Origin of the sequence: Methylobacterium carpenticola, from assembly GCF_042748905.1 — a bacterium.
Taxonomy (GTDB): domain Bacteria; phylum Pseudomonadota; class Alphaproteobacteria; order Rhizobiales; family Beijerinckiaceae; genus Methylobacterium; species Methylobacterium carpenticola.
Map to the genome: position 1 here is coordinate 109,192 of NZ_JBHZEO010000001.1, position 13,925 is coordinate 123,116.

The window sequence follows — 13,925 nt, forward strand, 5'->3', positions numbered from 1 at the left end:
TGGCCGTTCCGCGCCGGGATCGCATTGTGGTGTGCGGTGCAGCGTGAGATACAAACGATCTCGCCGCCGCGATGGCGTCGCGGCGGCGAATGCCCTCTTGGGGCGTTTCCTCCCTAGACTTTCGGGCCGCTCCGCAAGGGCGGCCTTTTTTCTGCCTTGGGCCACAGGGTCTTAGCCGGAGCCGCGCGGCCCGACAAGCACAATTGTGCGCCATCGCCGGGGGCATGGCATTTTTGTGCGCAGCCCCGCGGGACCGCCGGTGCACGCGCGGGGCGCAGCTCGCCCCGCGCCGCCGTCAGGCCGCCCGATCCCGCGCGCGCAGGAGCATGCCGAACAGGTCGCGCGGCTCGTCGGGATCGGCCAGCAGGTCGAGTTCGGTGAAGAACGGGTAGGCTGCGAGCGTCGCGCGCAGGTAGCGCAGGGCCGAGAAATCCTCGATGGCGAAACCCACCGAGTCGAACAGCGTGACCTGGGCGGCCTCCCGCCGGCCCGGCACCCGCCCGGTGACGATCTGCCAGAGTTCGGTCACCGGATGGTCGGCGGGCAGTTGCTGGATCTCGCCCTCGATCCGGGTCTGGGGGGCGTATTCCACCACGATGTCGGAGCGCCGCAGCACGTCGGGATGCAGCTCGGTCTTGCCCGCGCAGTCGCCGCCGACGCCGTTGATGTGGATTCCCGCACCGACGAGGTTGTCGGTGAGGATGGTGGCGTTCTGCTTGTCGGCCGTGACGGTGGTGACGATCTCGGCGCCCTCGACCGCGGCGGCGATGCTGGTGCAGGGCTGGAGGTCGAAGCCGAGCCCGGCGAGGTTGCGCAGGCATTTCGCGGTCGCCGCGGGATCGATGTCGTAGAGCCGCAGGCGGTCGACGCCGAGGAGCGCCTTGAAGGCCAGGGCCTGGAACTCGGCCTGGGCGCCGTTGCCGATCAGCGCCATGGTGCGGGCGCCCGGGGGCGCGAGGTATTTCGCGGCGAGCGCCGAGGTCGCGGCCGTGCGCAGGGCCGTCAGGATCGTCATCTCGCTGAGAAGCACCGGGTAGCCGTTGCCGACATCCGCCAGCACCCCGAAGGCCGTCACCGTCTGACGGCCGGAGCGGATGTTCTTGGGGTGGCCGTTGACGTACTTGAAGCCGTAGGCCGTGCCGTCGCTCGTCGGCATCAGCTCGATGACGCCGTCGAGGCTGTGGGCGGCGATGCGGGGCGTCTTGTCGAAGCTCTCCCAGCGCCGGAAATCCGCCTCGATGCAGCCCGCGAGGTCGGCGAGCACGCGCTCGACGCCGACCGCGAGCACGATCCGCATCATGTGCTCGACGCTGACGAACGGCACGGTGTTGAGGGCGGGGGTCATCAGAAGCTCCGGGTCGGGCGGTCGAGGACGCGCCGGCCGAGCAGGCTCGCGGCGAGATCCACCATCAGCAGCGCGGTGCGGCCGCGCTCGTCGAGGAAGGGGTTGAGTTCCACGAGATCGAGGGAGCGCACGAGCCCGCTGTCGTGGAGCATCTCCATGACGAGATGCGCCTCGCGGAAGGTCGTCCCCCCCGGCACCGTGGTGCCGACGCCCGGCGCGATGCCGGGATCGAGGAAATCGACGTCGAAGCTGACATGCAGCAGGCCTTCCGCCGCCGCGACCTCGTCGAGGAAGCCGGCGAGCGGGCGCCCGATGCCCTCCTCGTCGATCATGCGCATGTCGTGGACCCGCACGCCCGCCTCGCGCAGGGCCGCGCGCTCCGCCGGATCGACGCTGCGCAGGCCGATCATGCAGACCCGCCGCGGATCGATCGGCGCCTCGAAGGGCGGGAAGTAGCCGGAGAAGCCCGGCCGCCCGGTGAGATAGGCCATCGGCACGCCGTGCAGGTTGCCGCTCGTCGTGCTGTCCAGGGTGTGGAAGTCCGGATGCGAATCGAGCCAGAGCACGAAGAGCGGGCGGCCCTCGGTGCGGGCGCGGCGGCTCATCCCCGCGATGGTGCCGGCCGAGAGGCTGTGGTCGCCGCCGAGGAAGAGCGGCAGGCTCTCGGCGGCGAGCCGCTCGGCCGTCTCCGCGAGGGCCGCGATCCAGCCCGCCACGGCCGGCAGGTTGCGGATGGCGCCGTTGGGATGGACCTGGGCCGGCCAGGGCGGCGCCGTGAGATCGCCCGCGTCGATCACCGCGAAACCGAGATCGCTCAGCGCCTCCGCGAGCCCGGCGGCCCGGTAGGCGCTCGGCCCCATGTCGCAGCCCCGCCGGCCGGCCCCCGCCTGCACCGGCGCTCCCACCAGAACACACCGCGAGCCCCGCATCCCCCACCTCCTGCTCACCGGAATCTAGAGCGGGTTCGTGGCGGATTGAACACATCAGATTGGCAGATTGGCAGGAGCGATCTATCGGATCGGCAGCTTGAGCTGAGCGGAACGGAGGCGCGATGGACGATCTCGACCGAAGGCTGATCACCATCCTGCGCCACGACGGCCGGCGCAGCATCTCCGACCTTGCCCTCGACCTCGGCGTGTCGCGCGCGACGGTGCGGGCACGGATCGAGCGCCTGGAGCGGGCGGGGGAGATCGTCGGCTACACGGTGGTGCTGCGGGCGGACGCGACCTCCCCGGCGGTGCGCGGCCTCACCCTGATCGAGGTCGAGGGACGGCGGGCGGACGACATCATCGCGGCGCTGACCGGCTTTCCGGAGGTCGGCGCGGTCCACACCACCAGCGGGCGCTGGGACATCATCGCCGAGATCCTGACCGAGACCCTGACCGGCCTCGACGCGGTGCTGAACCGGATCCGGCAGATCCCGGGCGTCACGGCCTCCGAGACCCACCTGCTGCTCGCCACGCCGCGCAGCACGAAGGCCCGCCTGTGAGACGGGGCGGTCCGGTTGCGGCGGCGAAGCGCCACCATATCTGGGCGGTGGCGCTCCTTATCGGAGCGCAGGACGGACAGTCATGGATCCTGACCACGCGGAGCGCGTCCTCATCGCCGGCGGCGGCGTCGCCGGCCTCGCCGTCGCGCGGGCGCTCGCCCGGCGCGGCATCCCCGCGCTCACGCTGGAGCGGCGCGACGGGCCGGCCGATGCCGGGCTCGCCATTAACCTGCCGGGCAACGCGATCCGGGCGCTGGTCGGCCTCGGCCTCGCGGAGGCGTTGCGGGAGACCGGCGTCCCGGTGCGGCGGCGCGAGTACCGCACGGACCGCGACCGGCTGCTCTTCGCCGTCGACGAGGCGGCGTTCTGGGGCCCCGACGCCGCCCCCCGCTGCCTGCGCCGGTCCGATCTCCTGCGCCTTCTCGGGGACGGTCTGCCGGCCGGGGCGGTCCGGCCGGATCGCGGCGTCGCGGATGTCCGGCCGTCGGAGCGCGGGGTGGCGGTCGGGCTCACGGACGGCACGACCGAGGCGGGCACCCTGCTGGTGGGGGCGGACGGCGTGCATTCGACGGTCCGCCGCCGCGTCTTCGGCGAGGAAGCCCCGCGATCCGCCCTGCTCGCCCGCGCGAGCTGGCGCTTCATGACCCCCAATCCCGGGGTCGATTGCTGGACCCTGTGGGCGGGGCCGCGGGGCATGGTCCTGCTCATCCCGGTGGATGGGGGCGAGGCCTATGGCTGGGTCGCGGCCAGCGGCCCCGCGGCGGATACGCCCGAGCTCGCGGCGGTTCAGGCCGCCTTCGAAACCTTTCCGGCGCGCATCCGCGAGATGCTCGCGCGGGTGCTGTCGCGGCCGGAGGCGATCTACCATTCGCCCCTGGAGGAGGTGCGCCTTCCGCGCTGGAGCCGGGACCGCGTGCTGCTGGTGGGCGACGCCGCTCACGCCACCGCGCCGGTCTGGGCGCAGGGTGCGGCGCTCGCCCTCGAGGACGCCCTGGTGCTGGCCGAGCTGCTGGCCACGCGGACGGATCGGAGCCGGATCGGCGCGGATTACGAGCAGGCCCGGCGCCCGCGCGTCGCCCACGTGCAGGCGATGACCGATCGCCTGTCGCGCACCGCGCGGCTGCCGACCTGGCTGCGCAGCGCCGTGCTCCCCGTCCTCGGACCGCGCAGCTACCGCGCGACCTATGGCCCGCTCCGCACCCCCGTCGTGCCGTGACCGGACAATGCTGAGGCATGGCGGGCCGGGCACGGGCAAATCCAGACCCCCCTTTCCGGGCCCACCACGCGGGCAAGCATCTGTTGGAGCCCACCGCGGACGGCGTTGATGGCCCATTCGCGGCGCCCGTGGTCTCTCGCCGCAAGAAGAAGCTCCAACCGGTGACCGCCGCCCCCGCCGACGAGCCGACGCCGCACGACCTGCCTGCTGCTCGACGAAGGGCGGATGCACGCCCATCTGCGCCGGCCGCGTCGGGGCCGGCCGGGCATGACTCCCAGGCGACGGCGTGGCGCGACCTCGTCGTCGTCTCCGGCCAGCTCGGGCCCCGCGCCGACGGCACCCCCACCGCCGCCGCGCCCTTCGCGGTGCAGGCGCGCCAAGCGCTCGGCAACCTGCTGGCGATCCTGGCCGAGGCCGGTTGCGGGCCGGAGCGGGTGACGGCCGACATCGTCGGCGTCGAGAACTGGCCGGTCTTCAACCGGGTCTATGCCGAGCTGTTCGGAGCGGCGAAGCCCGCCCGCACGGTGGTGCCGGCGCCGGAGCTGCACCACGGCTACCGGGTGGAGGCCGAGGCGATCGCCGCCCGGCCCTGACCCCGCTACTCCGCGGCGCGCCGCCCCCGCCTGACCCGCTCCCGCGGGGCTGGATCCGGGGCCTGCCCGACCCGTCCTTGCGCCGAGCGCTTGAGACGCGCGAGCCCGTCCATCAGGCCGGCGACCTCCTCCGGCGAGAGGTCGCCGAACAGCTCCTCCACCCAGGTCCTGTGCGCCTCCGCCATGGTGCGGAAGGCGGCCCGGCCCGCATGCGTCAGGCGGATCACCTGGGCCCGGCGGTCGTTGGGCGCGGTCTGGCGGGTAATGTAGCCCGAGGCGAGCAGCTTCTCGACCACCGCGGTGACGTTGCCGGCGGAGACCATCAGCAGCTTCGAGGCTTCGCTCAGCACGAGGCCGTCCTCCGCCTTGTCGAGCTGCGCCAGCAGGTCGAAGCGCGGCAGGGTGAAGTCGAACTGCGTGCGCAGCCGGCTGCGGATCTCGTTCTCGATCAGCGTCGTGCAGGTGAGGAGCCGCAGCCACGCCCGCAGGGTGAGCGTCTGGTCGGCGGTCTCGGCCGGCGGCACCGGCGCGGGGGCCGGGCTCATCGGCCGCGCCCCCGCCGCAGCGCCCGGGACGGACGGACAGGACACGGGCGATCGGCGATGGCGAAATCCGGCACGCGCGTTCGGTCTCCTCCCGGGCCCGGCTGGCCCGGCCAGGAGATTACTTCAATCTCTCAGCATGATCCAACGCGCGGCCGCCGGTGCGGGCCGCGGCGCGGGCGCCGTGGAGCAGATGCTTCATTCCTGAAGCATCTGGCGGCGGCGGCGCGTCCCGATATCGGGAGTCCGGCTTCCGCCCGGCCCCGGCATTGCGGTGCAGCACTCGTGGGCGCGGATGTCGATGGCGGCAATTCGCACACCAAAACAACACTTTGCCCTCAACTCGGGCAATGCTGCGCCGCACACGCAAATTCTCCCGATTGGCAGTTGTCAGCTGATATTTCATGCGTAAAGTATTTTACGAAACATGGGGGGCGCGGAGCCGTCGCCGCGTCCCGCGACTCGACTTCCAGCCCGCGGCGCCGGACAAGTGGCGGCCACGCTTTCGAGACGAAGGACACCTGGGATGAAGCCGATCCGGACCGACGCCATCCGCCGCCTCGGCGCGCTCCTTCTCGGCGCCACGGTGCTGGCCGGCCCGGCGGCCGCGCAGCCGGCGGCCCAGGAGGGCGGCAAGCTGCGGGTCGGCCTGATGTTCACCCTGAGCGGCCCCTCGGCGGTGCTCGGCGAGCAGGGGCGCGACGGCTTCCTCCTCGCCCTCGACACGCTCGGCAAGAAGCTCGGCGGCGTCGAGACCGAGGTGGTGACCGTCGACGACGAGCTGAAGCCCGACGTCGCCGCCAACAAGGCCCGCGAGCTGGTGCGGCGCGACCGCGTCGACTTCGTGGTCGGCCCGACCTTCTCCAACGTGCTGCGGGCGATCGCGCGGCCGGTGACGGAATCCGGCGCCTTCCTGATCAGCCCGAATGCCGGCACCTCCAACTATGCCGGCGCCGAGTGCAACCCGAACCTGTTCGTCTCCTCCTACCAGAACGATCAGGTGCACGAGGTTCTGGGCAAGTACGCGCAGAACAAGGGCTACAAGCGCCTCGTCCTGCTCGCCCCGAACTACCAGGCGGGCAAGGATTCGCTCGCGGGATTCAAGCATTCCTACAAGGGCGAGGTGGTGAACGAGATGTTCACGCCGCTCGGCCAGCTCGACTTCTCGGCGGAGCTGGCGCAGATCGCCGCCGCCCAGCCCGACGCGGTGTTCGCCTTCATGCCGGGCGGCATGGGCGTCAACCTCGTGCGGCAATACCGGCAGGCGGGTCTCGCCAACATCCCGTTCCTCTCCGCCTTCACGGTGGACGAGACCACGCTGCCCGCCCAGAAGGATGCGGCGGTCGGCTTCTTCGGCGGCGCCAACTGGGCGCCCGACATGGACAACCCGCAATCCAAGGCCTTCGTGGCCGCCTACGAGAAGAAGTACGGCAGCGTGCCGGGCACCTACGCCATGCAGGCCTACGACGCCGCCCTGATGATCGACAGCGCCGTCAAGGCGGCCAAGGGCAACCTCAAGGACAAGGACGCGATCCGGGCCGGCCTCAAGGCCGCCGACTTCACCTCGCTGCGCGGCGCCTTCAAGATCGGCAACAACCACTTCCCGATCCAGGACTTCTACCTCGTCAAGGCGGCCAAGCGCCCGGACGGCAAGTACGAGACTCAGATCGCGGAGAAGATCTTCTCGAACTACCAGGATTCCTACGCCGCCCAGTGCAAGATGTGACGGCGGGCGGCGGGCGCGGCGATGCTCAACCTGTTCCTGATCCAGGCCCTGAACGGCGTCCAGCTCGGCATCCTGCTGTTCCTGGTGGCGGCGGGGCTGACGCTGATCTTCGGCGTGATGGACCTCATCAACCTCGCCCACGGCGCCCTCTACATGGTCGGGGCCTACCTCGCCGCGACCCTGACCGGGCTCACCGGCAGCTTCCTCCTCGGCCTCGTGCTGGCCCTGCCGGCGACGCTCGTCGCCGGCCTCGTCCTCGAAGTACTGGTGATCCGCCACCTCTACGACCGCGACCACCTCGATCAGGTGCTGGCGACCTTCGGGCTGATCCTGATCCTGAACGAGGGCGTGCGCATCGTCTGGGGCGCCGCCCCGATGAGCGTGCCGGTGCCCGAGGCCCTGTCCGGCTCGGTGCGGCTCGTCGGAACCCTGCACTATCCGCTCTACCGTCTCGCCATCATCGCGGCGGGGCTCGCGGCGGCCCTCGGGCTGCACCTCCTCGTCAACCGCACCCGGCTCGGCATGCGGCTGCGGGCGGGGGCCACCCACGGGGCCATGGTGGCGGCGCTCGGCGTCGACATCCGGCGCCTGTTCATGGTGGTGTTCGGCCTCGGCGCCATGCTGGCGGGCTTCGCGGGCGCCATGGTGGCGCCGATCCTCTCGGTCGATCCCGGCATGGGCGATTCCGTGCTCATCCTCACCTTCGTGGTCATCGTGATCGGCGGCGTCGGCTCGGTGCGCGGCGCCTTCGTGGCGAGCCTGATCGTCGGCCTCGCCGACCAGCTCGGGCGCACCTTCGGGCCGATCCTGCTGCGCAGCCTGATGGACGCCTCCGCGGCCTCGCAGACCGGCCGGACCCTCGCCCCGATGCTGATCTACATCCTGATGGCGGCCGTGCTGTTCTTCCGCCCGGCCGGCCTGTTCCCGGCGCGCGGCCGATGAGCGGCGGCACCTCCGTGGCCGGCGCCATGCCCCGCCATCCGCGCCGCCCCGCGCTCTCGCGCCAGAGCGCCGCCCTCGCCCTGGTGCTCCTCGCCTTCGCGGTCCTGCCGGCCGCGGCGCAGGCGATCGGCCTGCCCTTCCTCGTCGTCACCGCGACCCGGATGATGATCCTCGGGCTCGCCGCCCTCTCCCTCGACCTCGTGCTCGGCTACGGCGCCATGGTGTCGTTCGGGCACGCGGCCTTCATCGGGATCGGCGCCTACGCGGTCGGCATCCTCGACGCGCACGGCATCCACGATCTCGCCGTGCAGGTCCCGGCGGCGCTCGCCGCCTGCGCGCTGTTCGCGCTGGCGACCGGGGCGATCTCGCTGCGCACCCGCGGCGTCTACTTCATCATGATCACGCTCGCCTTCGGGCAGATGGCGTATTTCTTCATGGTCTCGCTCGCCGCCTACGGGGGCGACGACGGCATGGCGCTCGCGCGGCGCTCGACCCTGTTCGGCCGCCCGCTGCTCGACGGCGACCTGCCGCTGTTCTACGCGGTGCTGGCGGTGCTGGCCGGCGCGCTCCTCGTCCTGCGGCGGGTGGTGGCCTCGCGCTTCGGCCGGGTGCTGCGCGGCACCCGCGACAATGCCGTGCGCATGGAGGCGATCGGCTTTTCCGCCCTCCCCTACCGGCTCACCGCCTACACCCTGGCCGGGGCCCTGGCGGGCCTCGCCGGGGTGCTCCTCGCCAATCAGGCGGAGTTCGTCTCGCCCGCCTACATGAGCTGGCAGCGCTCGGGCGAACTCATCGTCATGGTGGTGCTCGGCGGCATGGGCACCCTGGTCGGGCCCGTGGTCGGGGCGGCGGCGCTGATCGCCGTCGAGGAGGGGCTCGCGCAGTATTCCGAGCATTGGCGGCTCGGCCTCGGCCTCATCCTGGTGCTGACGGTGCTCCTCACCCGCGGCGGCCTCGCGGGCCTCGCCGCCCGGCTCACCGGAGGCCGGCCGTGAGCGCGCTCCTCTCGGTCCGCCACCTGCGCAAGGCCTACGGCGCCCTGCGGGTCACCGACGACGTCAGCCTCGACGTGGCGGCGGGGGAACTCCACGCCATCATCGGGCCGAACGGGGCCGGCAAGACCACCCTGATCCACCAGCTCTCCGGCCGCCTGCCGAGCGATGCGGGACAGGTGATCTTCGCGGGCGAGGACGTCACCCGCGCCGGCATGGTGGAGCGGGTGCGCCGGGGGCTGGCGCGCTCCTTCCAGATCACCTCGATCCTCGACGGTTTCAGCGTGCTGGAGAACGCCGCGATGGCCGTGCAGGCCCGCTCGGGATCGAGCTTCCGCTTCTGGCGCGACGCCTCCCGCGAGGCGGCCCTCAACGAGGCCGCGCTGGCGGCGCTCGCCCGGGTCGGGCTCGCCGACCGGGCGGGGCGGCGGGCGGGCAGCCTGTCGCACGGGGAGAAGCGCCAGCTCGAGATCGCCGTGGCCCTCGCCACCGGCGCCCGGATGCTGCTCCTCGACGAGCCGCTCGCCGGAACCGGTCCGGAGGAATCCGCCGTGCTGGTCGGGCTGTTGCGCGAATTGAAGGCGAGCCACACCCTGGTGCTGATCGAGCACGACATGGACGCGGTCTTCGCCCTCGCCGACCGGATCAGCGTGCTGGTCTACGGCCGGGTCGTGGCGAGCGGCGATCCGGCCGCGGTCCGGGCCGATCCGGAGGTGCGGGCGGCCTATCTCGGCGAGGAGGCGGCCTGATGCTGCGGGTCGAGGGCCTGGAGAGCGCCTACGGCGAGTCCCGCGTGCTGTTCGGGATCGACCTCACGGTCGGGCGCGGCGAGGTGGTGACGCTGATCGGCCGCAACGGCATGGGCAAGACCACGACGGTGCGCTCGATCTTCGGGCTCCTGAAGCCCCGGGCCGGGCGGATCAGCATCGACGGCGAGGACGTCACCGGGCGGCCCTCCCACGTCATCGCCCGGCGCGGCCTCGGCCTCGTGCCGGAGGGCCGGCAGATCTTCCCGACCCTCTCGGTGGAGGAGAACCTGCTCGCCACCCACCGGGCGCCCCCGGCGGGACCGGCGCAATGGACGCTGGAGGCGGTCTACCGGCTGTTCCCGCGGCTGAAGGAGCGGCGGCGCAACGGCGGCAACGAACTCTCGGGCGGCGAGCAGCAGATGCTGGCGATCGGCCGCGCCCTGATGACGAATCCGCGCCTCGTGGTGCTGGACGAGGCCACCGAGGGGCTCGCGCCCCTGATCCGCGAGGAGATCTGGGCCTGCCTGCGGGCGATCAAGGAGGCGGGCGAGGCGATCCTGGTGATCGACAAGAACGTCGACGCGCTGGTCCGCTTCGCCGACCGCCACGTGGTGATCGAGAAGGGCCGCGTGGCCTGGACCGGCACCAGCGACGACCTGCGCCGGAGCCCCGAGGTGAAGGACAGGTTCCTGCACGTGTAGCGGCATCGCCGCTGCCGGACGGGCGATCAGGAGGAAACCATGACGAGCATGACCGCAGGCGTGACCCCGGCCGGCGAGGGCATCGAGGGCATCCGCTGGAGCATCCTGGGCCAGACCTACGTGCCCAAGCAGCTCAGCGACTCCTCGCTCTCCTGGCACGCCACGCTGCCGCCGGGCACCTTCGTGCCGCCCCACATCCACCCGACCCAGGACGAGTTCATCTACATGCTCCAGGGCCGCCTGAGCCTGGAGCTGAACGGCGTGGCGAGCACCGCCGAGCCCGGCGACACCATCCGGCTGCCGCGGGGCATCCCGCACGGGCTGTTCAACCGCGGCGATGCGGACGTGAAGTGCCTGTTCTGGGTCGCGCCGGCGCGGCGCCTCTACGACCTGTTCTGGGCCCTGCACAATCTCGGGCCGAACGCCGACCCGGCCGACGTCGTGGCGGTCTCCGCCCGGCACGAGGTCGACTTCCTGCCCCCGCCGGACGCGGAGTGAGGCCATGCGCGTCGTCATCGTCGGCGCCGGAATCGGCGGGCTCGCCACCGCCCTGATGCTGCACCGGCGCGGCATCCGGGCCGTGATCTGCGAGCAATCCCCGGAGGTGCGCGAGGTCGGGGTCGGCATCAACACCCTGCCGCACGCGATCCGCGAACTCGCCGATCTCGGCCTGCTGCCCGCCCTCGACCAGGCCGCGATCCGCACCCGGGAGCTGCGCTACTACAACCGCCAGGGCCAGGAGGTCTGGCGCGAGCTGCGCGGCCTGGATGCGGGCCACCCGGTCCCGCAATTCTCGATCCATCGCGGGCGCCTGCAGGGCGTGCTCCATCGGGCCGTCCGCGAGCGTCTGGGGCCGGAGGCGGTGCAGACCGGGCTCGCCCTCTCGGGCTTCATGGAGGACGAGGGCGGCATCACGGCCCACTTCACCGATTCGGCGCGCGGCGATGCCGGGCGGACGCTGCGCGCCGACGTGCTGATCTGCGCCGACGGCATCCACTCGCTCGCCCGCCGCCGCTTCTACCCGGAGGAGGGCGCCCCCCGCTGGGACGGCGTGCTGATGTGGCGGGGCGCCACCGAATGGACGCCCTGGGGCGACGGGCGCACCATGGCGATCGGCGGCGGCATGGGCGCCAAATGCGTGCTCTACCCGATCGCCGATGCGGGGAACGGCCGCCAGCTCATGAACTGGGTGGTGCTCGCCAAGGTGGCGGACGGCACGGTCTCGCCGCCGCCGCGCGAGAGCTGGTCGCGACCGGCCCAGCGGGCGACGGTGCTGCCCTACGCGCGCCGCTTCACGATCCCTGACTTCGACTTTCCCGCGCTGGTCGAGGCGACGCCGCAGGCCTTCGAATACCCGATGTGCGACCGCGATCCCCTGCCCCGCTGGACGCATGGGCGAGTGACGCTGCTCGGCGACGCGGCGCACCCGATGTATCCGGTCGGCTCGAACGGGGCCTCGCAGGCGATTCTCGACGCGCGGGCGCTGGCCGATGCGCTCGCCAGCGCCGAGCACCCGGCCCAGGCGCTCCTCGCCTACGAGGCCGAGCGCCGGCCGAAGACGGCCGAGATCGTGCTGCTCAACCGCAAGGGTGGGCCCGAGCGGGTGATCGACGAGGTCGAGAAGCGCGCACCGGCCGGCTTCACCGCGGTCGAGGAGGTGCTGAGCGAGGCCGAACGGCGGGCGATCGTGAGTGGCTACGCGGGCAAGGCCGGCTTCGCGACCGCGACCGCCCCCTTGCGGGTGGCCGCGGAGTAGGGGCGCGGGGTTGCTCGGGATCGCGGCGCCGCCTCGCTTCGGTGACGAGGAGGTCACCAAAACCCCCTCCCCGCAGGCGGGGCGGGGAGATGCTCCCGGCCCGCGGTGTCAATCCGCGAGCACCCGCAGAGCCGGTTCCCGCACGGTCCGCATCGCGAGCGCCCCCGCGAATCCCGAAGCCCCCGCTAGGCAGCTCCGGCATGATAGTTTAAGCTTCAAGCATCGTCCTCGAACGGGTTGCCGTCATGAGCCAGCCCCGCCACGTCCTCGTCACCGGCGCGACGCGCGGGATCGGCCGGGCCATCGCGGCCGCCTTCGTGGCGGCGGGCGATCGGGTCACGGTGCTGGGGCGCAGCCCTGAGAGCGCCGCCCGGGCCCGCGACGCGATCGGCGCCGCGCACGCGGCGGCGGCGGATGTCGCCGACGAGGACGCCCTCGCCGCCGCCCTCGCGGAGGCCGCGGAGGCCGCCGGCCCGGTCGAGGTGCTCGTCAACAATGCCGGGGGCGCCGAGACCGCCCCGCTCGCCCGCAGCGACCGCGCCCAGCTGCGGCGCATGATGGCGCTCAACCTCGAACCCGTGCTCACCGCGACCCGGGCGGTGGTGCCCGCCATGCGGGCGCGCGGCACCGGCCGCATCGTCACCGTGGCCTCGACGGCGGGGCTCAAGGGCTACGCCTATGTGGGTGCCTATTGCGCGGCCAAGCACGCGGTGGTGGGGCTCACCCGAGCCCTCGCCCTCGAACTCGCCCCCACGGGCATCACCGTCAACGCGGTCTGCCCCGGCTACACCGACACCGATCTCGTGGCCGGCGCCCTCGACGGTCTCGCGGCGAAGACCGGACGCGCCCGGGACGACCTCCTCGGCGAGTTCACCCGCCACAATCCCCTCGGCCGGCTGATCCGGCCCGAGGAGGTGGCGGACAGCGTCCTGTGGCTCGCCGGCGCGGGCGCCTCGGGCATCACCGGACAAGCCGTCGCGGTGGCGGGGGGCGAGGTGTGAGCCCCGGCTCCGCGCAGCCGGTCCAGCAGGGAGGAACCATGACCCGCCAGAACGCCATCGCGGCCCCGCTCGGGGATTTCAGGCCGGCGCATTTCGGCCTGTCGCTGAGTGAGGGTATCGCCACCATCACCCTCGACCGGCCCGAGAAGAAGAACCCGCTCACCTTCGAGAGCTACGCGGAGCTGCGCGACACCTTCCGGGCGCTGCGCTACGAGGAGAGCGTCGCGGCGGTGGTGATCACCGGGGCGGGGGGCAACTTCTCCAGCGGCGGCGACGTGTTCGAGATCATCGAGCCCCTCACCCGCATGGGCGCGGCCGATCTCCACGCCTTCACCGCCATGACGGGCGACCTCGTCAAGGAGATGCGCGCCTGCCCGCAGCCCGTCGTCGCCGCGGTCGAGGGAATCTGCGCGGGCGCGGGCGCCATCATCGCCATGGCCTCCGACCTGCGGGTGGCCGCAGCGGGCGCCAAGGTGGCGTTCCTGTTCAACCGGGTCGGCCTCGCGGGCTGCGACATGGGGGCCTGCGCGATCCTGCCCCGGCTGATCGGCCAGGGCCGCGCCTCCGAGCTGCTCTATACGGGCCGCTTCATGACCGCCGAGGAGGGCGAGCGCTGGGGCTTCTTCAACCGCCTCGCCCCGGCGGGCGGCGCCCTCGCGGAGGCACAGGCGCTGGCGCGCAGCCTCGTCGCCGGCCCGACCTACGCCAACGGCCTCACCAAGCGGATGCTGCACATGGAATGGGCGATGGGGGTCGATGCCGCCATCGACGCCGAGGCCGTGGCCCAGGCGCTCTGCATGAAGACGCAGGATTTCCGCCGGGCCTTCGAGGCCTTCGCCGAGAAGCGCAAGCCGATCTTCGCGGGCGACTGAG

At 72.5% G+C, this 13,925-nt stretch carries 15 protein-coding genes; 12 read left to right on the forward strand and 3 right to left on the reverse strand.

Translation table 11 applies throughout. The annotated features are described in order from the left end of the window. Nucleotides 1–295: 295 nt before the first annotated feature. Entirely contained in the window at nt 296–1,348 is a 1,053-nt protein-coding gene (gene ocd / locus ACE101_RS00520) for an ornithine cyclodeaminase (RefSeq protein ID WP_379138408.1), read from the reverse strand. Further along, on the reverse strand, nt 1,345–2,274 hold the full coding sequence (rocF, locus tag ACE101_RS00525) for an arginase (protein WP_379125577.1): 930 nt from the start codon (nt 2,272–2,274) through the stop codon (nt 1,345–1,347). Before rocF ends, ocd begins: the two co-directional genes overlap by 4 nt. Nucleotides 2,275–2,396: 122 nt before the next feature. On the opposite strand from rocF, the gene ACE101_RS00530 reads away from it, so the two are divergent. The 3 genes from ACE101_RS00530 to ACE101_RS00540 all read left to right on the forward strand — a co-directional run bounded on the left by ACE101_RS00530 (nt 2,397) and on the right by ACE101_RS00540 (nt 4,643). After that, nucleotides 2,397–2,834, forward strand: coding sequence for an Lrp/AsnC family transcriptional regulator (locus tag ACE101_RS00530; RefSeq protein WP_379125578.1), 438 nt, complete (start codon nt 2,397–2,399; stop codon nt 2,832–2,834). 82 nt (nt 2,835–2,916) lie between these two features. Next, the gene (locus ACE101_RS00535; protein ID WP_379125579.1) at nt 2,917–4,050 is read left to right on the forward strand and encodes an FAD-dependent monooxygenase; all 1,134 of its coding nucleotides are present in this window, start codon (nt 2,917–2,919) and stop codon (nt 4,048–4,050) included. Nucleotides 4,051–4,211: 161 nt separating this feature from the next. Further along, entirely contained in the window at nt 4,212–4,643 is a 432-nt protein-coding gene (locus ACE101_RS00540) for a RidA family protein (RefSeq protein ID WP_379125580.1), read from the forward strand. 5 nt (nt 4,644–4,648) lie between these two features. On the opposite strand, the gene ACE101_RS00545 is transcribed toward ACE101_RS00540, so the two are convergent. Then, the gene (locus ACE101_RS00545; protein WP_379125581.1) at nt 4,649–5,188 is read right to left on the reverse strand and encodes a MarR family winged helix-turn-helix transcriptional regulator; all 540 of its coding nucleotides are present in this window, start codon (nt 5,186–5,188) and stop codon (nt 4,649–4,651) included. A 523-nt stretch (nt 5,189–5,711) separates the two neighbouring features. Here ACE101_RS00545 and ACE101_RS00550 point away from each other — a divergent pair. From ACE101_RS00550 to ACE101_RS00590, 9 genes are all read left to right on the forward strand, one after another. Further along, entirely contained in the window at nt 5,712–6,911 is a 1,200-nt protein-coding gene (locus ACE101_RS00550) for an ABC transporter substrate-binding protein (protein WP_379125582.1), read from the forward strand. A 21-nt stretch (nt 6,912–6,932) separates the two neighbouring features. After that, nucleotides 6,933–7,853, forward strand: a complete 921-nt coding sequence (locus ACE101_RS00555; RefSeq protein ID WP_379125583.1) for a branched-chain amino acid ABC transporter permease — start codon at nt 6,933–6,935, stop codon at nt 7,851–7,853. Next, nucleotides 7,850–8,848 carry a branched-chain amino acid ABC transporter permease gene (locus ACE101_RS00560; RefSeq protein ID WP_379125584.1) on the forward strand — a complete coding sequence of 333 codons (999 nt, stop codon included), beginning with the start codon at nt 7,850–7,852 and terminating at the stop codon, nt 8,846–8,848. The genes ACE101_RS00555 and ACE101_RS00560 overlap by 4 nt, the downstream gene beginning before the upstream one ends. Beyond that, nucleotides 8,845–9,594: an ABC transporter ATP-binding protein gene (locus ACE101_RS00565; protein ID WP_379125585.1), complete on the forward strand. Its 750-nt coding sequence runs from the start codon at nt 8,845–8,847 to the stop codon at nt 9,592–9,594. Before ACE101_RS00560 ends, ACE101_RS00565 begins: the two co-directional genes overlap by 4 nt. Next, nucleotides 9,594–10,295, forward strand: a complete 702-nt coding sequence (locus ACE101_RS00570) for an ABC transporter ATP-binding protein (protein ID WP_379125586.1) — start codon at nt 9,594–9,596, stop codon at nt 10,293–10,295. The genes ACE101_RS00565 and ACE101_RS00570 overlap by 1 nt, the downstream gene beginning before the upstream one ends. 39 nt (nt 10,296–10,334) lie before the next feature. Then, the gene (locus ACE101_RS00575) at nt 10,335–10,793 is read left to right on the forward strand and encodes a cupin domain-containing protein (RefSeq protein WP_379125588.1); all 459 of its coding nucleotides are present in this window, start codon (nt 10,335–10,337) and stop codon (nt 10,791–10,793) included. Between the two features lie 4 nt (nt 10,794–10,797). Next, the gene (locus tag ACE101_RS00580; protein WP_379125590.1) at nt 10,798–12,051 is read left to right on the forward strand and encodes a flavin-dependent oxidoreductase; all 1,254 of its coding nucleotides are present in this window, start codon (nt 10,798–10,800) and stop codon (nt 12,049–12,051) included. Nucleotides 12,052–12,296: 245 nt separating this feature from the next. Next, on the forward strand, nt 12,297–13,052 hold the full coding sequence (locus tag ACE101_RS00585; RefSeq protein WP_379125591.1) for an SDR family NAD(P)-dependent oxidoreductase: 756 nt from the start codon (nt 12,297–12,299) through the stop codon (nt 13,050–13,052). Between the two features lie 38 nt (nt 13,053–13,090). Then, nucleotides 13,091–13,924 (forward strand): enoyl-CoA hydratase family protein, encoded by an 834-nt coding sequence (locus ACE101_RS00590; protein ID WP_379125593.1) that lies wholly within the window; start codon nt 13,091–13,093, stop codon nt 13,922–13,924. Nucleotide 13,925: the final 1 nt, after the last annotated feature.